The organism is Novosphingobium resinovorum (assembly GCF_036352595.1).
Classification (GTDB): domain Bacteria; phylum Pseudomonadota; class Alphaproteobacteria; order Sphingomonadales; family Sphingomonadaceae; genus Novosphingobium; species Novosphingobium resinovorum_B.
Map to the genome: position 1 here is coordinate 34594 of NZ_JAZFAX010000013.1, position 22096 is coordinate 56689.

Sequence of the window (22096 nt, forward strand, 5' to 3'; positions counted from 1 at the left end):
CCGGTCACTTGTCGAGCGAAAGCCGTACCGTGCTCTCCGGCGCATCGCGCAAGTGGATGCGCAAGGTCGCGTCGGCCGGACGGCCCGGAACCTGCAGGGTCCGGCCGGTATAGCCCGGTGGCACCGCAGCCGGCCGGGTGAAGCCGTCATCGCTTGCCGCAGTATCTACCAGGAACAGGTTGCGCCCGGTCAGCGTGCACGTTTCGTCTGTGCATGTGGCACCCTCGATGCGCGGCAAGCGCACCACCGTGGCCAGCGGCGACCAGTCTCCGGCGACACCGTCCTTGCGCGCGACCCGGAAACGTACCGGCCCGAAAGTGCCGGGCGGCAGGTCCGAAGCCTTCAGCGTCGCGACGAACACTTCCGGACTTTCCAGGTTGAGCCCCTTGCCCACCGCCAGTCGCGCGATGGGATCGCCCTGGGCCGAGCCGATCTCCACCGTGTCGCCAGTGCCGAACGTCATGCCGGCGGCGGCTTTCAGCGAAAAGGCCAGTTCGCCATTGTCCGGCAGCAGGCCGCCGGTGCCAAGGTCGAGGACTTTCGCCCCGTCCGACGGCGGCCCCGGATAGACGTCGCGGCCCAGCACTTCCACTCGGGGCCGGGCCGCCGTCACCCGGACCGGCAGCGTCTGCGTGCGACCGTCCTCCAGCTTGACCGAGGCACTCGCCGAAGCGCCTTGCGCGGGCGCACGCGCGGTTCCCTGCGCCACCAGCCTGAGCCGGTCCGTCCCGCCTTCGCGAACGAGGCCATCCGGGCGAAACTCGGCATCGCCGATCGTGACCGAGCGCACCTGGTCCAGTCGCTGCCCGCTCAGTACACCCTCAGTGTCGTTTGCGTGCATATCGAGCCCGTCGAGACGGCTTGCCTGCACCCGTGCACGCAGCGTCACCGCCTGCCCGGCTGCGACACCGCTCTGGCGAAGCTCGATCCGCATTTCGCCCGCAGGAACCTCGGCGAGCGGTACGGTGACGCCAAGTCGCCCGTCCTCCAGCACCTTCCATTTCAGCGACCGCGCCGCGCCGCCGGGCTGGCGCAGCACCGCATCCTCGACGCAGGCCGGAGCCGCACCTTCGAGCACGACTTCATTGTCCCGGCCGACGATGAGGCTGCCGGGATCGCCCGCCAGCTTCCAGGCATCCGCACCGGGCTTCTGGAGCACGAAATCCGGCCCCTCGAAAGGCTCGAAACCCCACAGGCCATGAAGATGCGCCCGGACTTCGCCGGCGAAGGCGGCCGGCAGCGTATCCGCCGCGAATTCGTAGCCGCCCTTGTCGGCGCGTGCCCTGGCGGGAATTTCGACCACCTCGCCGGATGCCGCCGTCAGCCGGACCTTCATGTCGTGCGCGAAGTCGGTGGAGAACACCAGCGGCCCGCCTTCGACCGGCAGCACCGCGCCTGACCTGATACAGATCGCGCCCTTGGCGGTGCTGCGCAGCTGCGGCGGAATGTCGGCTTCGACCGCCGGCATCGCGCTCACGATCACCGACTTGGGCTTCTTGAAGGACGGCGCCGCGTTGAGCAGCAGCGACATGCGATCGCCCTCGCGCACGCCCAGCGTCGGCAGGTAGTTGAACTGCGGGTTGTTGAAGGCACCGAAGATCCGCGCCACGTCGCGCGCCACGCCGATATAGGCGCTGTAATAGCCCGCCCCGCCCTCACGCGTCGCGCTGAGCTGGAGCGCAAGGTCGGTCGGCGTTCCCGTCAGCGTATCGGCCAGCGAACTGCTGTGGACGTCGCTCAGCACCAGCGCCTCGCGGTTCTGGACGAGGCAGGAAGCCTGCAGTTCGATGACTTTCGAAAGGCAGTCCTCCTGCAGCTTGATCGACAGGCTGCGGGCGAGCACCGGGGCGACCGTGCGCAGGTATTCCGGCCCGTTGTGGTCCTGCGCCCGGATCGCCGCCATGAAGGCATCGAGCCGCGAGTGGTCCAGCGAGGCCTGGTTGAGATCCTGGGCGACCCGGCCGAACTCGCCCGGCTTGCCCCGCACCGCATCGGACAGCACCCCTTCCGCGCCGCCGGTCTCGGGCACCAGCAGCAGCACCAGCTGCCGCGCGTCCTTCGGCACCGTCAGGCTAAGCGAATTGTCCTTATCCTTGTCCTTCCACAGCCGGGCGACGTCGAGCCAGTCCTTCGGCGGCGGATTGGTGGCGCCGCGCAGGAATGCGGACATGAGCACGAAGTGGGCGCTCTGGGTCTCGGGCAGGCCGCCGCGCACGGCCACCTTGTCCCCCGGAGCCAGGCTGGGCACGCGCGCGATCGGCAGGGTCTGCCCCTTGCGCGTCACTTCGACATGCAGGTCCGGCCCGGCAATTTCGAAGGGGGCGGAATCCGCCGCCACAGCCGACGCCGCGACCATCGCGCCGCAGATCGCGGCCAGGGAAAGTCCCGCCCTGCACCCGGCGCGGATGCTGTGATGAGTGGCCAATCTCTTCCGCAAGAAGCTGAAATCCTGTCGTTGTTGCAGACCAGATGCCCGTGTCCGAGCCTAGCCGCATCAAGCGGGAAGGTTCAAGCCTCGGGTTCGATGCCGACGGGCAATCCTGATCCTAATTCAACGAGGCGGCAACTTGTTCCGGCGGGTCGCTGTGCGACGCGGCGCCATTGCCGGCCAGTCCATCGACGGCGATCTGGCAGTGCCGGTCCCAGTTGAAGTTCTCCCGCGCGAAAGCCCGCGCGTTCGCACCGAGCCGGGTCCGATATGTCGGGCTGCGGGCCAGCAGGGCAACAGCTTCGCGCACGGCGGCGGGATCGCGCCCATCGACGACAAGACCATCGACGCCATCACGCACGAGTTCGGCCGGGCCGCCGTCGCATCCGACGATGCACGGGATGCCATGCGCCATCGCATCGGCCACGCTGAGGCCGAAGCCCTCCATCTCGGCGCCGTCCTCCAGCGCGAGCTGCGGGTGGAGGAAGATGTCCGCGGTACGGTGGAACTCGGCCAACTGCGCATCGGAAACGTAGCCGGTCAGCCAGGTCCGGCCGCGTCCTTCGTCCGACGGGCCGATCGCGGCGCGGATCGCGGGCTCGTCCACGCCCCGGCCGACGACCGCGAAATCGAGCGCCAGCCCGCCCTTGCGGCAGGCATCGACGGCGCGCACGGCCGCAGGCACGTTCTTGCGCGGAACGAGGCGGCAGACGGTGACGGCAAGCGGGAGCGGATTGGCGGGTGCATCACGCGCTTCGGGCATGACGACGCCGTTCCAGGCGGTCGTGCAGGTCCGGGCAAGGCGTGGGAGCCGCGCCAGCAGCAGGCGCTGCGTCGCATCGCTGACGGCGACGACGCGGGCCGCGCGCGCCAGTACGGCGCGCATCAACCGGAATGCGATGCCGCTCGGGCGGCCCACTTCGCGGCCGTGGATCGTCACCACCAGCGGGCGCGGAAACGGCAGGGCCGGGATCGCCGCGCGCCAGGTGCAGGCGTGGATGATATCGGGGCGGTCACCGCGAAACCATGCCCGCAGCATCGCCAGGGCCAGCCGCCAGTAGACCGCGATCATCGGTCCGGGACCGACATCGACCAGGACGATGCCGCCAGCGGAACTCTCGGTCCGGGGGCCGGCGGAGGACTTGGCGAAGACGGTCACCTGCCGCCCGCTGCGCGCATAGGCCTGTGCGACTTGCGTGACGTAAGTCTGCACGCCGCCCTCGTCTGGCGCATGGACGCGGGCGACGACCCAGATGCGTTTCGCTTCATTCATGAATGAGTTTGCCCCCTCGGGCGAAAGGCCCGGAAGTCCGGTTCGCCGGCATGAGACGGGTCACGTCCCGCTGCCCGGCACGGTAAGTCAGGAAGTCCGCCACTGCACGTCCGGCGCGCTCGGAAGAACCACGCGCCTCGCAGTCGAAGGTATCGGCGACGCCCTGCCGCTGCGCGCCGAGATAGGCCGCATGCGTCTCCATCGCCAAGGCCACCTTGTCGGTGATGCCTTCGCAGTTGTCATGGACCGGGCCGTACTGCCAGTGGCGATAGTTCGGATTGTCCTGCCAGGACGCTCCGTGAGCGTCCAGGAACAGGCAGGGGCGCGGCTTCACCACGAATTCGTAGATCTGGCTGCTGACGTCGCCGAGATAGAGCGAGGCCATGCGCGTATAGCTCATGTCCACGCTCGCGGCGCTGCCGAGATCGACGTGGATGTGCGGCAGCGCCGCGAATTCGGCCAGTTCGCGCTCCGCCCGCTCGCGGCGGCGCCGGTCGTCGTACATGCGGATGTGCGGCGCGACGATCAGGTTGAACCGGTCGTCCCGGGCGAACTGGCGGATCACGTCCAGACCCATTTCGCCCCACGACGATAGCTTGCGCGAGAAATGCGGGTTGTAGAGCACCACCGGCCGCTCCTGCGCGAACAGCGGCAGCGGCGGGCGATCGCAGGTCAGGTCGAACTTGCCGTAGCCGACGACGGCATAGTGCCCTTCGCGGATCAGTGCGCGCTCCAGCATGCGGCGGCGTTGCTTCTCGCCGGCCAGCAGCACGAAGTCGAAATGACGGATGCGGCGGTCATAGCCCACGGCGCGGTCCCCGGCGCCATGGCAGGTGTGGATGAAGCAGGTCCGCCGCAGCCCCGCGTGACGCAGCAACAGCGAAGTGCGCTCGGGCACCACGATCGCGTCGTATGCGCTCAGTTGCCGCCGCGCGGCCAGCAGGCCCGCGAGCTTGGGCGGCGTGGCGCCGCCGACCAGACGGGTCAGCGCCGACAGACCCTTCCCCTCGATCAGCACGAAACGCATGTTCATCGCGCCATGCCGGGCGGCGATATCGCGTGCGAGGGCCAGATGTTCGTGCGTCAATGCGACGATATCGACGGCGAAGCGCCGATCGCGCGCCATCTCCACCGCAAGCGGCATCGCGTGATAGACGTGATGCAACTGGGCATTGAAGAAAAAGCAGAGTTTCTGCGGTGCCGGGGGGGCGGCATGCCGTTCGATCGCTCCGTGGAGCATGGGGGGTTCTCCATTCCAGGCTTCGGCGAACCATCTCTGCCCCCGATGGATTGCCGACGCATTTCAGGAAATCTCAGCCGCCGCGCGCGATTGCAACAATCACGCGGCAGGGCGCCCCGCAAACCGGCCTGCGGGAGCCTTGCCCAAGCTAGAGGCCTGTTTCAACCGGCCGCCAGCGGCAGCGATACGATGAAGGTGCTGCCCTGCCCGGTACCGCCGCTCTCGACGCGGATGGTGCCGCGATGCAGTTCGACGAGTTGCCGCACCAGCGCCAGCCCGATCCCCAGCCCACCCTGCGCGAAGCCGCGATGGTCATCGACCTGGGTGAACATGTCGAAGATATGCGGCTGCATTTCCATGGGAATCCCCACGCCATCGTCCGAGACGCGGATCTCGGCCATGTCCCCCACGACCCGCGCCGACAGGCCGATCGCACCGCCCGGCGGGGTATATTTCGCGGCATTGTTGAGCAGGTTGGCGACGACTTGCGCCAGCCGCGTGAAATCGGCGTCGAGTTCGATCGCCGCGCCGGGCTGCTCGACCGTCAGGCGGTGCCCTGCCGCCTCGATATTGTGGCGACTGCCCTCCACGGCCGATTCGAGCACCGTGGCGATACCGATCCGCTCCAGCCTCAACGAAACCTTGCCTTCGCTCACGCGGGAGACGTCGAGCAGATCCTCGACCATGCGCGACAGATGGAACAGCATGCGCCCCATCCGCTCGCGGATCTCTTCCGCCTGCCCGGCCGCGCGGGGTCGGCCGAGCAAGTCCAGCCCGCTCATCAGCGCGGCCACCGGGTTGCGCAGTTCGTGGGCGAGGACAGCAAGGAAGCGATCCTTGCGCGCATCCGCCAGCCGCAGCGCCTGCGCCGCCGCCGCCAGTTCGTCGCGCTGGGCGGCGATCTGGCGGCGCTGGCGGTGGAGGTCGAAGAACACCTGCGCCTTGCTGCGCAGGATATCCGGCTCGATCGGCTTGTGGATGAAATCCACCGCGCCCGCCTCGTAGCCACGAAAGCGGCGGCGGCTGTCCGATCCGCCAGCGGTCACGAAGATGATCGGAACGTGGCGCGTCCGCTCGCTGCCGCGCATCAGCTCGGCCAGCTCGAACCCGTCCATCTCGGGCATCTGCACGTCGAGCAGCGCCAGCGCGACGTCGTGCGCCAGCAGCATCTCCAGCGCCGCCTCGCCGCTGCCGGCCTTGAGCACGATCACGCCCTCGTCCGCCAGCAGGGCTTCCAGCGCCAGGAGATTGGCGGGCAGGTCGTCGACCAGCAGGACGTGCACCGGATCGGTCATGCCGCCAGCCCGGCTTCGAGAATGCGTTCGATGATGCCCTCCAGCGGCAGTGCCTGCGCCTGCCGGCACAGCGCCAGCGCCGCCTCGGGCATTGCCCGGGCATAAGCTGTCGCCGGATCCTGGACCAGCGCCATGCCGCCCGCCGCCCCCAGGGCCCGCAGGCCGCGCGCGCCGTCCTCGTTGGCGCCCGTCAGCACCACGCCCATGACGTCCGGACCATAGGCGTCGGCAACGCTTTCGAACAGGACGTCGATCGACGGGCGCGAAAAGAACACCGGCTCCTCCATGGACAGCGAGATCGTCCCGCCGGCCTCGGCCAGCATGTGATAGTCGGGCGGGGCGAAATAGACGGTGCCCGGCACGATCGGCTCCTTGTCCTCCGCCTCGCGCACGGGGACACGGCACTTGCCCGCGAACAGCGCCGCCAGTTCGCTGCGGCGGCCGGGCGGGATGTGGACCACCACCAGCACCGGCAGCGTGAAGCCCGAAGGCAGCGCCGGAAGGATGCGCAGCAGCGCATGGATCGCCCCGGCCGAGGCCCCGATCGCCACCGCCTTCATCCCTTGCGCCTCTGGTAGATCTTCTCCTCGCGCGCGAAATCGGTGAAATCGGCGGCGTGCGAGGAAAACCGCAGGCTCTCCTTGGCGCCGAGGCCGAGAAAGCCGTTGCGGATCAGCGAATCGCGGAACAGGCCGATGGCACGGTCCTGCAGGTCGCGATCGAAGTATATCATCACGTTACGGCACGAGATCAGGTGCATCTCCGAGAAAACCGCGTCGGTGACGAGGCTGTGGTCGGAGAAGACCACCCGCTCGCGCAGCGAGGCATCGAACACCGCGCCGCCGTAGCCGGTGGTGTAGTATTCGGACAGCGAGGACTTGCCGCCCGACAGGCGGTGGTTCTCGGTGAAGGCCTTGAGCCGGTCGAGCGGATAGATCCCGCGCGCGGCGGCCTCCAGCGCCTCCTGGTTGATGTCGGTGGCGTAGAACAGCGTGCGCTCCTCCAGCCCTTCCTCGCGGAACAGGATGGCGAGCGAGTGGAGTTCCTCTCCGGCGCTGCACCCCGCGATCCAGACCTTGAGCGAGGGATAAGTCCGCAGATGCGGCACGACTTTCTCCCGCAGGGCGCGAAAATAGTCGGGATCGCGGAAGAAATCGCTGACCTGCACGGTCATGAAGCGCAGCACCCGCGCGGCGGCGGCGGGATCGTGGAGCAGCCTGTCCTGCAGGGCGGAGAACGTCGCCAGCCCCATCCGGTCCCGCGCCTGGCGCAACCGCCGCCGGATCGAGGCCTGCGCGTAGTTGCGGAAGTCGTAGTGATAGCGCCGGTACAGTGCCTCCAGCAGGAGGCGGATCTCGATATCCTCGATCTTCTCGCCGTCCATCGTCACCCCCCGGACACCGGCCCCGACATTGCGGCACTCAACGGCACACAAAGGTACCCTAAGCCGTCCACAAGGCCCGCAAGGCCGCGCTTCACCGCGGCATCCATACGCGCACCAGGCTCAGCAGCTTGTCGACGTCGAGCGGCTTGGCCATGTAGTCGTTCGCGCCCGCCTCGATGCAGCGCTCCTGGTCGTCGGGCATGGCCTTGGCGGTCAGCGCGATCACCGGCAGCTTGGCCCAGCGTCCGTCGCTGCGGATGGCGCGGGTGGCGGTGAGGCCGTCCATCACCGGCATCATCACGTCCATCAGCACGAGGTCGATCCGACGTGCCTCGTCGTCCGCCGCCGCTTCCAGCGCGTCGAGCGCCTCCTGCCCGTTGCGCGCGATCTCCACCACCGCGCCCTGCGGCTCGAGGATGTTGGTCAGCGAGAAGACGTTGCGCACGTCGTCCTCGACCACCAGGATGCGGCGGCCTTCGAGGATGGCGTCACGATTGCGCGCGGCGCGGATCATCGTCTGCTGCTCGGCCGGAAGTTCGGTGACGACCTGGTGCAGGAACAGCGAGACTTCGTCGAGCAGGCGCTCGGGCGAGCGGGCGCCCTTGATGATGATCGAATCGGAATAGCGGCGCAGGCGCTGTTCGTCGGCCGGAGTCAGGTCGTGGCCGGTGTAGACGATCACCGGCGGGAAGGCATAGGCGCCTTCCTTGCTCAGCGTCTCCAGCAGGCTGAAGCCGCTGGCGTCGGGCAGGTTGAGATCGAGCACCATGCAGTCGAAGGTCGCCTCGCGCAGGGCCTCCAGGCATTCGGCGGCGCTGGCGACCGCCACCGTCTCGACGTCTCCGGTGGCGAGCAGGCGGGTGACGGCGTCGCGCTGGACCGCGTCGTCCTCGACGATCAGCACGCGGCGCGCATCCGACGAGAGCTTGTCGGCCAGCGCTTCGAGCACGCCGGCCAGATCCTCGCGCTTGACCGGCTTGATGAGGTAGCCGATCGCGCCCAGCGCCAGCGCGGTCTGGGTATGGTCGCTGCCCGAGACGACATGGACCGGGATATGCCGCGTCTCGACATCACGCTTGAGCCGGTCGAGCAGGGCAAGGCCCGACTGGTCCGGCAGGCCGACGTCGAGCACCACCGCATGCGGCTTGAAACTGCGCGCAAGGCCCAGCGCCTCCTCGGCGGTGCCGGTGACGAGGCACTGGAAGCCCATCTCGCGCGACATGTCGCGCACGATCCGCGCGAAAGTCGCGTCGTCCTCCACCACCAGCAGCACGCGCTGGCCGGCGGTCAGCGTCTCGCGGTCGTCCTCCACCTGCCGCAGCAGCGGGGCGGTGCGCGCGGGTGCCGGTTGCAGGGCCGCGGGAAATGCGGCGACGGACGGCGTGGGCGCGACCGGCAGCGGGATCGCCGGCGCATCGCCCAGCGTCTCGGCGTAAGTCACCGGGATCGTCAGCGTGAAGCGGCTGCCCTTGCCGGGAACGCTGGTGAGCGCGATGGCGCCGCCCAGCAGCCGCGCCAGCTCGCGCGAGATCGACAGGCCCAGCCCGGTACCGCCGAACTTGCGGCTGATCGTGCCGTCCGCCTGGCGGAACGCCTCGAAGATCGCGCGCTGCTGCTCCTCGGGAATGCCGATGCCGGTATCGGCGACGGAGAACGCCACGCGGTCAGGCCCATCGGGCGCGATCTCCAGCCGCACGCTGCCGCGCTCGGTGAACTTGAAGGCGTTCGACAGCAGGTTCTTGAGGATCTGTTCGAGGCGCTGGCGATCGGTCTCGATCTCGGCCGGCACGCCTGCCGCGACGCTGATCTCGAAATCCAGCGCGCAGCTGGCGGCGACCGGCTGGAACAGCGGCCGCAGATCGCCCGCGAAGCGCTCGACCAGCACCGATTCCGCGCGGATCTGCAAGTGCCCCGCCTCGATCTTCGACAAGTCGAGGATATCGTTGATGAGCGCCAGCAGGTCGTTGCCCGAGGATTCGATGGTGCGGGCGAACTGCACCTGCTCGTCGGTCAGGTTGGCACCGCGATTGTCGCCCAGCAGCTTGGAGAGGATCAGCAGCGAATTGAGCGGCGTGCGCAGCTCGTGGCTCATGTTGGCGAGGAAGTCGCTCTTGTAGCGGCTCGCCTGCTCCAGTTCGCTCGCCTTGGCCTCGACCGCCGCATTCGAGCGGGCAAGGTCGTCGCGCTGGCTTTCCAGCAGCTGCGCCTGTTCTTCCAGCTGCGAGTTGGTCTGTTCCAGCTCGACCTGCTGCTGTTCGAGGTTCGCCTGCGATTCCCGCAGCGCGCGGCCCTGTTCCTCGAGTTCCTCGTTGGAGACGCGCAGTTCCTCGCTCTGCACCTGCAGTTCCTCGGCATGGTGCTGGAGCTGCGAGCGATAGCGGGCCGACCGCAGCGCTACGCCGACGGCGGAGGATATCTCGCCGAGGAAGGCCAGCACCCGCTCGTCCACCGGCTGGAGGAAGCCCAGTTCGATCACGCCCTCCACCGCGCCGTCGGCGGCGCCGGGGGCGATCACGAGATGACGGGGGCGGTCGCTGCCGAAGGCCGAGCCGATCGTCAGATAGCCTTCGGGAATGTCGGTGAGCACCACCGGCCTGCCATCGGCCGCGACTTGCCCGAGCAGGCCCTGCTTGCGGGTGAAACGCTCGACGATGGTGGTATCCTCGGGCACGCCATAAGCCGCGATACGCCGGTAATGGCCGTTCTCGGCGGCGAAGATCGCACCCGCCTGCGCCCCGGCGAAGCGGGCCAGGAAGCCCAGGATGCTCTCGCCCAGCGGCTCGACGGTCTGGTCGCCCAGCACCGCGGCGCCGAGTTCGACCTGTCCCGCCTGCAGCCACTGCACGCGCTCGGCGGCCATCGCGGCGCGGCGGATCAGCAGGCCGATCACCAGCGTCAGCACGATGCCGAGCACGCAGGACATCACCCCGCTGACCCAGGCCGAGCGATAGGCCAGTTCCATTTCGGCCAGCCGTTCGAGACGCAGCCGCTCCTCGGTCTGCTTCATGATGTTCAGCTGCTGGCGGATCTCGTCCATCTCCACCTTGCCGCGATCGCTGTCGACGAGCGCCAGCGCCGCCTGCATGCCATCGCGCCGGCGCACCTCGATCGTCTCGCGCAGTTCGGCGAGCTTGGCCTGGACGTGATGCCGCAAGGTGCCGAGCCGCGCCTGCTGGGCGGGGTTGTCGCGCGTCAGGCCGACGATCGCATCGAAGCGCGCATCGACGTCGGACAGCGCCGCGGTGTAGGGCTCAAGGTAGCGCTCCTTGCCGGTCAGCAAGTAGCCGCGCTGGCCCGTCTCGGCGTCCTGCACCGAAGAGGTCAGCGCATCCATCGTCACGATCACTTCGTGCGAATGGAAGATCTTGCCCGCATCGTCGCGCAGCATCGTCACATTCCGGTAGGCGACGGTGCCGCTCACCAGGAAGAACAGGACGGCGATGGCCAGACCGAACCCGGTCCGCGGATCGAGCCCGGACCCGTTGCCACGGCCGACGCCAACTGAACTGCTTTTCATCGAATACGCCAACCTGTGTCCCGCGCCCGCGCGCCATAGACGCATCGCTTGCGGTGGAATTGACGGGAGATCAAGGTGTTCCTGCCGCCTTGCGAAAAGCTGCGGGTCAGCGCCCGCCCTTGCGCAGGTCCGGAAGGTCGATGCCGTGCTTGTGGACCTTGTAGTAGAACGTCTTGCGCGGAATGCCCAGGCGCCGGATGGCGGCGCCGATCTCGCCCCCGGCGGCGACCACGGCGGCGACGATGGTATCGCGTTCGAAGGCATCGACCCGCTCGGGCAGGGTATCGCCTTCTGCGTCCGGCAACGCCGGTTGCGCCGGCTCGATAAGCCCGAGGACGAAGCGCTCGGCGAAGTGCGCAAGCTCGCGCACGTTGCCCGGCCAGTCGTGGCTGGAGAGGTGATCGCGCACCGCCGCGCTCATCACCGGCAGCGGCAGGCGCAGGCGCGAGGCCGCAGCGCCGGCAAGGTGGGCGAACAGCGCCGGCACGTCCTCGCGCCGCTCCCGCAAGGGCGGCATGCGCAGCCGCAGCGCGGCCAGGCGATAGAACAGCCCCGGCGCGACCTTGTCCGCCAGATCGCCCTCGCCGGCGGCGCCCCCGACACCGCCTGTGGCGATGACCCGCAAGTCCAGCGGCAGCGGCTCGCGCGCGCCGGGACTGCGCAGCACGCGGTCCTCGACCAGCGGGGTCAGCCGCGCCTGCAGCCGCCGCGAGGCCTGGTCGATGTCGTCGAGGAACAGCGTCCCGCGCGTCGCCGAGGCGATGCTGGCGTCGCCGCCAGCGGCGAAGAGTTCGTCCTCCAGCGCCTCGGGCAGCGCCGCGCAGGCGACCGGCATGAAGCGATGGCGCGCGCGCTTGCCGGCGCGGTGGATCAGCCGGGCGAGCAGTTCCTTGCCGGTGCCGGTCTCGCCTTCGATGAACAAGTCGAGATCGGCATTGGCGAGGGTCGGGACCATCTCGCGCAGGCGACGGATCGCGGGCGACTGGCCGACCAGCCCGGAGGCTTCGTCCTCCTGCGCCGCCGCGCGCAGCCGCCGGTTGTCGAGCACCAGCGCCCGCGCGGTCGCGGCGCGATCGGCGGCCATGACCAGCGCCTGCGGGTCGAACGGCTTGGTCAGGAAATCCCATGCCCCGGCCTTGAGTGCATCGACCGCCATCGCCACGTCGCCGTGCCCGGTGACGAGGATCACCGGCAGCTCGGCGTCGCGCTCGTGCAGCGCGCGGAACAGCTCGATCCCGGACATGTGCGGCATGCGCACGTCGCTGACCACGATCCCCGGCCACTGCGCGTCGATCGCAGCGAGCGCGGGGGCGGCGGCGGCGAAGGCTTCCACCGCGAAGCCCGCCAGCGTCAGCACTTGCGCGGTCGAGGCGCGCAAGTCCGCATCGTCCTCGACCAGCGCCACGCGGCGCGCCTCGCCGCTCATGCGCTGCGCCTCAGGGTCACGACGAAGCAGGCGCCGCCCTCGGACGGGGCAAGGTTCAAGCTGCCGCCGAAGTCCTCGACGATGTCCTTGGAGATGACGAGGCCGAGCCCCAGCCCCGCCGCCCGGCTGGTGGCGAACGGCGTGAACAGGCGGTCCGCGACTTCGGGCGCGATGCCGGGGCCGTTGTCCGCCACGATCACGCGCACGGCGTCCGGTTCCGTCTCGACGGTCATCGTGATCCGGCCATCGGCCCGTCCCTCCAGCGCCTCGATCGCGTTCTGGAGAATGTTGACCAGGACTTGCTCCAGCCGGACGTGGCCGCCGAAGACGTGCAGCCCCGGTGCGATTTCCGGCGGCGCGAAGCCGACCCGCGACAGGCGCTCCTTGAGCAGCAGGCAGGCGCCCTCGACGACTTCGGCCAGCGGCACCGGGCCGCCCGCCCGGCTGCCCTTGCGGGCGAAGCCGCGCAGTTCCGCCGTGACCGCGCCGATCCGCTCGGCCAGGCGATCGATCGCGCGGAGGTTGTCGCGCACCATGTCGGCTGCGCCCATGTCGAGCAACTGGCGCGAGGTCGCCGCATAGTTGCGGATCGCCGCCACCGGCTGCGCGGTCTCGTGCGCCACGCTGGCGGTCACCTGCCCCAGCGTCGCCAGCCGGTTGGCCTGCCTCAGCCCCTCGCGCAGTTGCGCGGCGTGGTCCTCGGCCGCGGCGCGTTCCTCGATCTCGCGGCGCAAGTCGGCGGTGCGTTCGGCGACGGCGGCTTCCAGCCGCGCGGTCCGCTCGCGCCGCCGCCGCCCGCGCTGGGCAAGGAACGCCACGAGCGCGCAGGCCGCCAGCGCCAGCAGCGCCGCGATCGACTGCGCGGTGCGCACCGCGGCATCGACCGATCCGCGCAAGGGCAGCGCCAGGTTGACCCGCCAGCCCGCCGCATCCGGCGCGGTGGTGACGACGAGGTACTCGCCCTTCTGCCCCGGGATCGTGACGCGAGCGCCGCCCTGCCGGACATAGGGCGAAGGCAGGAACGCACCGACCCCGACCATCGCGCGCGCCTTGCGGTCCACCTCGGGCGCCATCGGCCGGGTCGCGGCATAGCGCCAGCCGGGGCGGCTCGTGACCAGGATCACCCCGTTGCGGTCGGTGACGAAAGTGATGCCCCGCGCCGCGCGCCACTGCGCTTCCAGACTGTCGAACTCCATCTTCATGACCACCACGCTGTTGCCGTAGGCGCGCCGCGCGAAGAACAGGCCGGGGCGATGGCTCACCGTGCCGAGCGCGAACTGCTCGCCGGCGCCGCTGCGGGCGGCGGCGCGGAAATAGGGCCGGAAGCCGTAGTCCTTGCCCAGGAAACTGCGCGGATCGCGCCAGTTGCTCGCCGCCAGCGTCAGGCCATCGGCGCGGATCACGTAGATGATCGGAGAGCCCAGCGTGCCCGACAGGCGCTCCAGCTTGGCGTTCATCACCGCCCCGGCGCCCGGCCGCTGCGACACCAGCGCCACGAGATCGCTGTCGTCGGCCAGCGCCAGCGGCAGCAGGCGAAACCGCGCGACCTCGTTGGCCAGCAGCGCCTGCCGCAGCCGGGCATCGGCGATCGCCTGCGCGGTGAAGCTGCGGGTCGTCCCCGCCCGCACGACGGCCCCGGCACCGAGCGCCGCCAGCACGGCAAGGCCCAGAGCCGCGAGAATCCAGACGAGATATCTGCGATGGATCACGCCTGCTTCCTAGAAGACTGCCGCGCGATGTGCAAATTTCTGCACTTTCCAATGCAACGAGCGGCAGAAATCGGGACAGATCGTCCCGTTCCGATTCGTCAAGCCACTGATTTTCCTTCGATCTTCCATTTATGCAATTTCCCTTTGCGCGCAGCGGCACAGCAGGCACCTTCATCTCCGGAACGAGCGTGGCCCCCGGGGCCTCGTCTGCGTCCAGAGGATGACAAGGCCAGACACATGCATTTCGAAGCGTCCCCGATTCAGCCCGCCGCGCCCAGGCGCTGGTACACGCATCTCTACGTCCAGGTGCTCGCCGCGATCACCGCCGGCGTGCTGGTCGGCCATTTCGCGCCGGCCACCGGAGAGGCGCTCAAGCCGATCGGCGACATGTTCATCAAGCTGGTGAAGATGGTGATCGCGCCGGTCATCTTCCTCACCATCGTGACCGGCATCGCCGGGATGCGCGATCTCGGCTCGGTCGGGCGGGTGGCCGCGAAGGCCTTCGCCTACTTCCTGTTCTTCTCGACGCTGGCGCTGATCGTCGGCCTGATCGTGGCGAACGTCGTGCGCCCCGGCGCCGGCTTCAACATCGATCCCGCCACGCTCGACGCCGGCAAGGTCGCGCAGTACGCCGAGAAGGCGCACGAGACTTCGCTGCTCGGCTTCCTCAACGCGATGATCCCGGACACGCTGGTCTCCGCACTGGCGCAGGAGAACATCCTGCAGGTGCTGGTCGTGGCGATCCTGTTCGGCGTCTCGCTGGCCTCGATCGGCGAGCGCGGCGAGAAAGTGCTCGCGCTGTTCGACGATATCTCGATCGTCGTCTTCAAGCTCGTCTCGATCGTGATGAAGCTGGCCCCGATCGGCGCGTTCGGCGCGATGGCCTTCACCATCGGCAAGTACGGCGTCGGCAGCCTGGCGAACCTCGCGCAGCTGGTGGCGACGTTCTACCTCACCTCGATCCTGTTCGTGGTCGTCGTGCTCGGCGCGGTGGCGAAGCTGTGCGGCTTCTCGATCCTCAAGCTGATCGCCTACCTCAAGGCCGAACTGCTGCTGGTGCTGGGCACCTCCTCCTCGGAAAGCGCCCTGCCCGCCCTGATCGAGAAGATGGAGCGCGCCGGCTGCCCCAAGGCCGTGGTCGGCCTCGTCGTCCCCACCGGCTACTCGTTCAACCTCGACGGCACCAACATCTACATGACGCTGGCGGCGCTGTTCATCGCGCAGGCCTGCAACGTCGATCTGACGCTGGGCCAGCAACTGCTGCTGCTGGGCGTCGCCATGCTCTCGTCCAAGGGCGCGGCGGGCGTCACCGGCGCGGGCTTCATCACGCTGGCCGCCACGCTCTCGATCGTGCCGGACGTGCCGGTCGCCGGCATGGCGCTGATCCTGGGCGTAGACCGCTTCATGTCGGAATGCCGCAGCCTGACCAACTTCGTCGGCAATGCGGTGGCGACCGTGGTGGTGTCGCGCTGGGAGGGCAAGCTCGACTACGCCCGCCTCGACGCCGCGCTCTCCGGGCATGCCCTGCCTGAGCCAGCTTCCGAGCCGGCACTCGCCCCGGCCGAATAAGCAAGCACACAAAAACAAGAATTACGGAGAGGTCGCCCCATGGGCACTATTGTTTCGCGGCTGCGCGCCGCCACCCTTTCGCTCGCCCTGCTCACGCCTGCCGGAATGGCGCGCGCGCAGGATGCCGCCTACCCCCAGGCCCACAATGGCGACGGCGCGGTCACCAATGGCTACGCCCTCTCCCGCTGGGCCGAGGACTGGACCGAGAAGGCCGATCCCGCCAAGCGCGACGACCCGCTCGACCGGCTCAAGTACATCCCGCTGGATGACGACGGCGATATCTACCTGACCCTGTCCGGCGAACTGCGCCTTCGCGTCAACCAGACCACCAACCCCAACTTGCGCGAGACCGAGGCCCAGCGGCAGGATATCAACCGGGTGGTCGGCGGCGCGGACCTCCACATCGGCACCCACTTGCGCTTCTACGGCGAGATCGCCCACGGCGGCATCTCGGGCCGCAACCTCGGCGTGCCCGCCGCAACACTGCGCAACGACGTGGTGATCCAGCAGTCCTTCGTCGAGGCCCGCACCGACATCGGCGAATTCGACGTCGGCGTGCGCTACGGCCGCCAGGAATTCACCGACGGCCCCAACCTGCTCGCCTCGCAGCGTGACAACAACACGATCCGCTACACCATGAACGGCTGGCGCTTCTATGCGCGCGGATCGAAGCTGCGCTTCGGCGCCTTCGACTTCCGCCCGACCGCCTATGGCGACCTCGGCACCGGCGACGACGTCGACGATCCGGCGCGCCGCTTCTCCGGCGCCACCGTCGGGGTGATGCTGCCCAGGACGTTCCTCGGCAATTCGAACCTCGCCTTCGACACCTTCCTGTGGCGGCGCCACAACGACGTCGGCGCCTGGGGCGGGCGGATCGGCCCGGCGACGCGCTGGTATCTGGGCGGGTGGCTGCGCGGCGACGTAGGCCGGGTGAACCTCGACTGGTCGGTGAACCGCCAGTGGGGATACTACATGACGCAGGACATCTCCGCCTGGCAGGCCTTCATCGCGCAGACCTACAAGCTGGGCAAGAGCAAGACGGCGCCGCGCGTCGGCGTCCACTTCGACTATGCCAGCGGCGGCGGCGGATATGGGAACGGCAAGCTGCGCAACGCCTATTCGCCCTTCGGCAACAACATCTACTACAGCTACCAGCTCTACCTGACGCCCTCGAACTTGCGCGCGGTGACGCCGAACGTCAGCTTCTCGCCGGTCAAGGACGTGCGCGTGCTGGCCGAGTACGCGTTCGCCTGGCGCGACAATGTCCACGATGCGGTGTACCGCGCCAACGGCCAGCCTTTCGCGGGCACCCAGAACGGCACCGCGCGCAAGATCGCGGAACTGGCGCGGCTGCAGGCGGTGTGGACGATCACGCCGAGGCTGTCGTTCACCGGCCGCTACGAACACCTGAAGGCCGGCGCGGCACTGACCGACGCGGGATACAAGAGTTCGGACTTCCTCGCGGGCTGGCTAAGTTTCCGGTTCTGACAGGCACCTCTCTCCCCTTCAGGGGAGAGATACGAAGGCTTGCGGGCTTGTCCCGCTAGCCGCAGTTGAGAGGGGCCCGGACAGCGCATTTCCCTCTCCCAACCCTCTCCCCTGAAGGGGAGAAGGCTTCGCTGTCACCGCGCCTCCAGATAGGCCCGCACCACCGCGCGGTTCTGCCGGTTGGCCTCGAACCGCGTGAGGTCCGCATCGTTGGCGAGGATCGCGGCGATGATCCTCGCCCGCCCCTCGCGCCAGGCGGCACCGTCGTCGTCGAAGACCTTGAGGTCGGGCGCGGTATGCGCGGTGGAATAATGCAGCGTCACCCGCGTCAGCATCTCGAACAGCGGGCGGCGGACCATGCGAAACAGCAGTTCCTGGAACTCCATCTCGAAGCGCCCGCTGTCCGCCATCGTCGTGCAGCCGGGAAGCGTCTCCGCCAGCGTCGCCAGCCGGGCCCGCAAGCCCGCGTCGGTGCAGCGCGCGGCGGCAGTCGCCAGTTCGTTGAACAGCAGCGAGGTCATGTCCAGCGCCTCCTCGTAGGACGCCGGGTTCATCCGCATGTAAGCATGCAGCCCCCGCTCCAGCGCCGCCGCATCGGGCCGCGCGCCGTAATAGCCGCCTCCTGGCCCGCGCCGAACTTCGAGCAGCCCTTCATGCTCCAGCACCCGCGCGACCTGCTGCAGAGTGACGATGCCCACCTCGAGCGAGCGCGCCAGTTCGTGCAGCGAACCGATCCGCTCGCCCTCGGGCACGGCGTAGATCTTCTCCCGCAGGATCGCGGTGGTACGGACGATCAGGCTGGCTTTCTTCCCCGACATGGCCTTCTCAATAATAGGCATATAATATGGAATTCACGCTGCTTATCGTGGATTAATTGCACAATTCAAGTCAATTGACCGCTTATTTATACGCCGATAGCCTCCATTCCATCAAACGGTGCGTAGTCGCCGATGGAGAGGAGAGCAAAGCCATGGGCTTCCGCCTGCCCGACGTATCCCTGCCCGGATTCGCGCACCTGATCGGCGACAGCGCCGAGGCCGCCGGCAGTGGCGAGACGTTCGCTCACGTCTATCCCGCCAGCGGCGAAGTCACCCGCGAGATCCGCCTGGCGAGCGGCGACGACGTCGACCGTGCCGTCGCCGCCGCCCGCGCCGCGCAGCCCGCATGGCGCGCGATGCCGGGCGACAAGCGCCGCGACCTGATGCTGCGCCTCGCTTCAGTGATCGAGGAGCGCGCGGCGGAAATGTCCCCGCTATTGAGCGCGGAAAACGGCTCGATCCTCCTCGCAGGCCCGCACATGAGCGCGGATGCGGCGCAGAAGTTCCGCTACTTCGGCGGCTGGGCGGACAAGCTGGAAGGCCGCACGGTGCCTACCTGGGGCGGCCCCGCGCATGACTACGTAGCCTATGAACCCTACGGCACCATCGGCGTGATCGTACCCTGGAACGGCCCGCTGTTCGCGGCGACGATGGTGATGGCTCCGGCGCTGGCCGCCGGGAACTGCATTGTGCTGAAGGCGCCCGAAACCGCGCCGTGGTCGATCATGAAACTGGTCGAGCTGATCCGGCAGGCGGGCTTTCCTCCGGGCGTCGTCAACCTCGTCACCGGCGGCGCGGACGTGGGCGCGGCGATGGTCGAGCATCCCGGCATCGACAAGATCGAGTTCATCGGCAGCGGCGCGACAGCGAAGACAATCCTCGCCAGCGCCGCGCGATCGCTCAAGCCGGTCGGGCTGGAACTGGGCGGCAAGTCGGCGGTGCTGGTCTTCGCCGACACGAACCTGCAAGCCGCCGCCAAGCGCGGACTTTCCGGCGCCGTCAGCGCCAACGGACAGGGCTGCGTCAACGGCACCCGCCTGCTGGTCGAGCGCGCGATCTACGAACCCTACGTCGAGATGCTCAAGGCCATGGCGGCCCATGTGAAAGTCGGCGATCCCTTCGCCATGGACACGATCATGGGCCCGGTGATCTCCGAGACCGCGCTCGATCGTATCCATGGCATGGTCACGCGCGGCACCGCCGAGGGCGCGCGCGTGGTCTGCGGCGGCGCGCGCATGGGCGGCGATCACGCAGGCGGCGCGTTCTATCCGGTCACCGTGCTGGCCGACGTGGCACACGGCAGCGAGATCGCCCGCACAGAAGTGTTCGGCCCGGTCCTCGTCGTCACGCCGTTCGACAGCGAGGAGGAGGCGATCGCGCTGGCCAACGACACCGACTACGGCCTTGGCGCGTACATCCACACCACCGACCTCGCCCGCGCGCACCGTGTCGCCGGGCAGATGATGGCCGGGCAGGTGCAGGTCAACGGCTCGGGCGAGGCGATGACGCCCTGCGTGCCGTTCGGCGGCATGAAGCATTCCGGCCACGGCCGCCTCGGCGGGATCGAGGGCCTGCGCGAATTCCAGCAGGTGCGCAACGTGTGGATCAACCTCCAGTGACCCGGCTCGATCCCGCCGCGCGCAGCGCCGCCGGCCTCGCCACGCAGGCCGAAGTCACCGGACGCGAAGCCCCCGCCCTAACCACGCTGCTGGAGGAATCCTGGCGCGACTTCGTCTTCGCCGAGGTCTGGAGCCGGCCCGGCCTGCCGCGCCGCGCCCGCTTCCTCGTCGCCATGACCTCGGCCGCGACTTGCGGGCTGGCCGACGGGCAGGTCGAGGACTTCGTGCGCGGCGCGCTCACCACCGGCGTGCTGACCCTCGCCGAACTGCGCGAGGCGGCGCTGCACCTCGCGGTCTATTCGGGCTGGGGCAACGGCGGCAGGCTGGACCGCGCCGTCACCCGCGTTGCCGAGGCGCTGGGCCTGCCGCCTGCCGACGTGCCGCCGATCCGCGCCGAACCCTGGGACGCGCAGGAACGTAACGACCAGGGCCACGCCGAATTCGCGAAAGTCATGACCTTCCCGCCCGGCCCGCCGAACTCGCCCTATCTGGTCGGCATCAACAACTTCGTCTTCGGCGAGATGTGGCGGCGGCGCGGCCTCGACGAACCCTCGCGCCGCTGGATCACGCTCGTCGGCGTCTGCGAATCCGGCGCCGACATCCCGATCCGCAGCCACATCCACGCCGCAATGGCGAGCGGGAACTGCCAGCCGGAGGAAATGCTGGAATTCGTCCTCCAGTACGGCACCCACGCGGGCTGGCCCAAGGCCTCGCGCATCAACGCCGTGGTGATCGAAATGATCGCCAAAGTGGAGAAAGGACTCCCCTGGAATGGCTGAAGTGGGTTTCATCGGCCTCGGCTCGCAAGGCGCGCCGATCGCCATGCGGATGATGGCGGGCAATGCCCTGACCGTCTGGGCCCGGCGGCCCGAGGCGCTCGCCCCGTTCGCCGCAAAGGGCGCGAAGGCAGCGGCATCGGTGGCGGACCTCGGCGCGGCCTGCGATCATGTCGGCATCTGCGTGGTCAACGACGCGGACGTGGTGCAAGTCTGCGACCAACTGCTGCCCGCCATGCGCCCCGGCAGCGTGCTGGCGATCCACTCGACGATCCTGCCGCAGACTTGCGAAGCGCTCGCCGCGCAGGCCGCGAAGCGCGGGGTACTGCTGCTCGATGCCCCCGTCAGCGGCGGCAGCCCGGCGGCCGAGGCGGGCACCCTCACCGTGATGTGCGGCGGCAGTGAAGAGGCTTTCGCCAGGGCGCTCCCCGTGCTGCGGACGTTCGGCGCGAAGATCGTGCTGCTCGGCCCGGCCGGCGCGGGACAGCGGGCCAAGATCGTCAACAACGCCCTGCTCGCCGCCAACATGGGCCTCGCCCATAGCGCGCTCGCCATCGCCGAGGGGCTGGGCGTGGACCGCGCGGCGCTCGCCGACCTCATCCAGGCGTCGAGCGGGCGCAGCTTCGGCTTCGAGGTCTACGCCCGCCTGCCCGCCCCGCCCGCCTTCGCGCACGGCGGGAGCCTGCTGTTCAAGGACGTAAGCCTGCTCGGCGCCATCGCGCATCCGGGCAACCCGCTCGCGCTGGCGGCGATGCCGTTCCTCGACGCCGCGGGCGTCACCGGAGAGACACCATGATCTTCGAGAACCTCAACCTCACCGGTAAAGTCGCGCTGGTGACCGGCGCCGCTTCCGGCCTCGGTCGCGCGGCCGCGCTGAAGCTGGGCGCGGAAGGCGCGAAGCTGTGGCTGGTCGATGTCGATGCCGTGGGCCTCGCCGAAACGGCCGCATCGTGCGGGGCCGAGGCGCGCAGCGAAGTCGCCGATCTTTCCGACCCCGCCGCCTGCCACGCCGCCGTCGCAAATGCGGTCGCCGCCTTCGGGCGGCTCGACGCGCTGTGCAATGTCGCCGGGCTGATATACCTCGCCAACACGCCCGAGATGCCGCGCGAGCGGTACGAGCGGACCATCGACGTCAACCTCAACGCGCCGTTCTTCCTTGCGCAGGCGGCGATCCCGCACTTGCTGGAAACGAAGGGCGCGATCGTCAACGTCGCCTCCTGCGCCTCCTATATCGGCGAGGCTTATGCTGCGGCTTATTGCGCGAGCAAGTGGGGCCTCGTCGGCATGACCAAGGCGCTGGCGATGGAGTTCCAGAAGCAGCCGATCCGCATCAACGCCGTCGCCCCCGGCGGCATGATGACGGGCATCGCGGCGAACTACGTGCCGCCGGAGGGCTGCGACTTCGAACTGCTCAAGCGCTTCTCGGGAATGCGCGGGCTCGTCGAGTTAGAGGACGTGGCGGACATGATCGTCCTCCTCGCCTCGGACGCCGGGCGCGGTTTCCACGGCGCGTGCCTCTCCATCGACGCGGGCATCACCGCAGGCTGAAGGACC

16 protein-coding genes are annotated in these 22096 nt (G+C 69.0%); 6 read left to right on the forward strand and 10 right to left on the reverse strand.

From position 1 onward, the window contains the following. Positions 1-4: 4 nt before the first annotated feature. The 9 genes from V2S85_RS13845 to V2S85_RS13885 form a co-directional block, all read right to left on the reverse strand. Positions 5-2356, reverse strand: coding sequence for a hypothetical protein (locus V2S85_RS13845; RefSeq protein WP_419198199.1), 2352 nt, complete (start codon positions 2354-2356; stop codon positions 5-7). Positions 2357-2546: 190 nt separating this feature from the next. After that, positions 2547-3701 (reverse strand): glycosyltransferase family 4 protein, encoded by a 1155-nt coding sequence (locus V2S85_RS13850; protein WP_330703428.1) that lies wholly within the window; start codon positions 3699-3701, stop codon positions 2547-2549. Continuing rightward, positions 3694-4941, reverse strand: a complete 1248-nt coding sequence (locus tag V2S85_RS13855; RefSeq protein ID WP_330703429.1) for a glycosyl transferase — start codon at positions 4939-4941, stop codon at positions 3694-3696. The genes V2S85_RS13850 and V2S85_RS13855 overlap by 8 nt, the downstream gene beginning before the upstream one ends. Positions 4942-5102: 161 nt before the next feature. Next, positions 5103-6236, reverse strand: coding sequence for a hybrid sensor histidine kinase/response regulator (locus V2S85_RS13860; protein WP_330703430.1), 1134 nt, complete (start codon positions 6234-6236; stop codon positions 5103-5105). Then, entirely contained in the window at positions 6233-6796 is a 564-nt protein-coding gene (locus V2S85_RS13865) for a chemotaxis protein CheB (protein ID WP_330703431.1), read from the reverse strand. Before V2S85_RS13865 ends, V2S85_RS13860 begins: the two co-directional genes overlap by 4 nt. Further along, on the reverse strand, positions 6793-7620 hold the full coding sequence (locus V2S85_RS13870; RefSeq protein ID WP_330703432.1) for a CheR family methyltransferase: 828 nt from the start codon (positions 7618-7620) through the stop codon (positions 6793-6795). Before V2S85_RS13870 ends, V2S85_RS13865 begins: the two co-directional genes overlap by 4 nt. A 91-nt stretch (positions 7621-7711) precedes the next feature. Further along, a complete protein-coding gene (locus V2S85_RS13875) occupies positions 7712-11137 on the reverse strand; it encodes a response regulator (RefSeq protein WP_330703433.1) in 3426 nt (1141 codons plus the stop codon). 106 nt (positions 11138-11243) lie between these two features. Continuing rightward, positions 11244-12563, reverse strand: coding sequence for a sigma-54 dependent transcriptional regulator (locus V2S85_RS13880; RefSeq protein ID WP_330703434.1), 1320 nt, complete (start codon positions 12561-12563; stop codon positions 11244-11246). Further along, positions 12560-14272, reverse strand: coding sequence for a sensor histidine kinase (locus tag V2S85_RS13885; protein ID WP_330703435.1), 1713 nt, complete (start codon positions 14270-14272; stop codon positions 12560-12562). The genes V2S85_RS13880 and V2S85_RS13885 overlap by 4 nt, the downstream gene beginning before the upstream one ends. A 237-nt stretch (positions 14273-14509) precedes the next feature. Between V2S85_RS13885 and V2S85_RS13890 the strand changes: the two genes are divergently transcribed. Both V2S85_RS13890 and V2S85_RS13895 read left to right on the forward strand, forming a co-directional pair. Then, positions 14510-15841, forward strand: a complete 1332-nt coding sequence (locus V2S85_RS13890; RefSeq protein ID WP_330703436.1) for a dicarboxylate/amino acid:cation symporter — start codon at positions 14510-14512, stop codon at positions 15839-15841. A gap of 39 nt (positions 15842-15880) precedes the next feature. Then, positions 15881-17329, forward strand: coding sequence for an alginate export family protein (locus tag V2S85_RS13895; protein ID WP_330703437.1), 1449 nt, complete (start codon positions 15881-15883; stop codon positions 17327-17329). Positions 17330-17463: 134 nt separating this feature from the next. On the opposite strand, the gene V2S85_RS13900 is transcribed toward V2S85_RS13895, so the two are convergent. Beyond that, positions 17464-18147, reverse strand: coding sequence for a transcriptional regulator (locus tag V2S85_RS13900; protein WP_330703438.1), 684 nt, complete (start codon positions 18145-18147; stop codon positions 17464-17466). Positions 18148-18299: 152 nt separating this feature from the next. On the opposite strand from V2S85_RS13900, the gene V2S85_RS13905 reads away from it, so the two are divergent. From V2S85_RS13905 to V2S85_RS13920, 4 genes are read left to right on the forward strand one after another with little or no spacing between them, the layout of a single operon-like run. Further along, positions 18300-19766, forward strand: a complete 1467-nt coding sequence (locus V2S85_RS13905) for an aldehyde dehydrogenase family protein (protein ID WP_330703439.1) — start codon at positions 18300-18302, stop codon at positions 19764-19766. After that, the gene (locus V2S85_RS13910) at positions 19763-20545 is read left to right on the forward strand and encodes a carboxymuconolactone decarboxylase family protein (protein ID WP_330703440.1); all 783 of its coding nucleotides are present in this window, start codon (positions 19763-19765) and stop codon (positions 20543-20545) included. The genes V2S85_RS13905 and V2S85_RS13910 overlap by 4 nt, the downstream gene beginning before the upstream one ends. After that, the gene (locus V2S85_RS13915) at positions 20538-21338 is read left to right on the forward strand and encodes an NAD(P)-dependent oxidoreductase (RefSeq protein ID WP_330703441.1); all 801 of its coding nucleotides are present in this window, start codon (positions 20538-20540) and stop codon (positions 21336-21338) included. Before V2S85_RS13910 ends, V2S85_RS13915 begins: the two co-directional genes overlap by 8 nt. Then, complete coding sequence (locus V2S85_RS13920) at positions 21335-22090, forward strand: SDR family oxidoreductase (RefSeq protein ID WP_330703442.1); 756 nt, start codon at positions 21335-21337, stop codon at positions 22088-22090. The genes V2S85_RS13915 and V2S85_RS13920 overlap by 4 nt, the downstream gene beginning before the upstream one ends. The last annotated feature ends 6 nt before the right edge of the window (positions 22091-22096 follow it).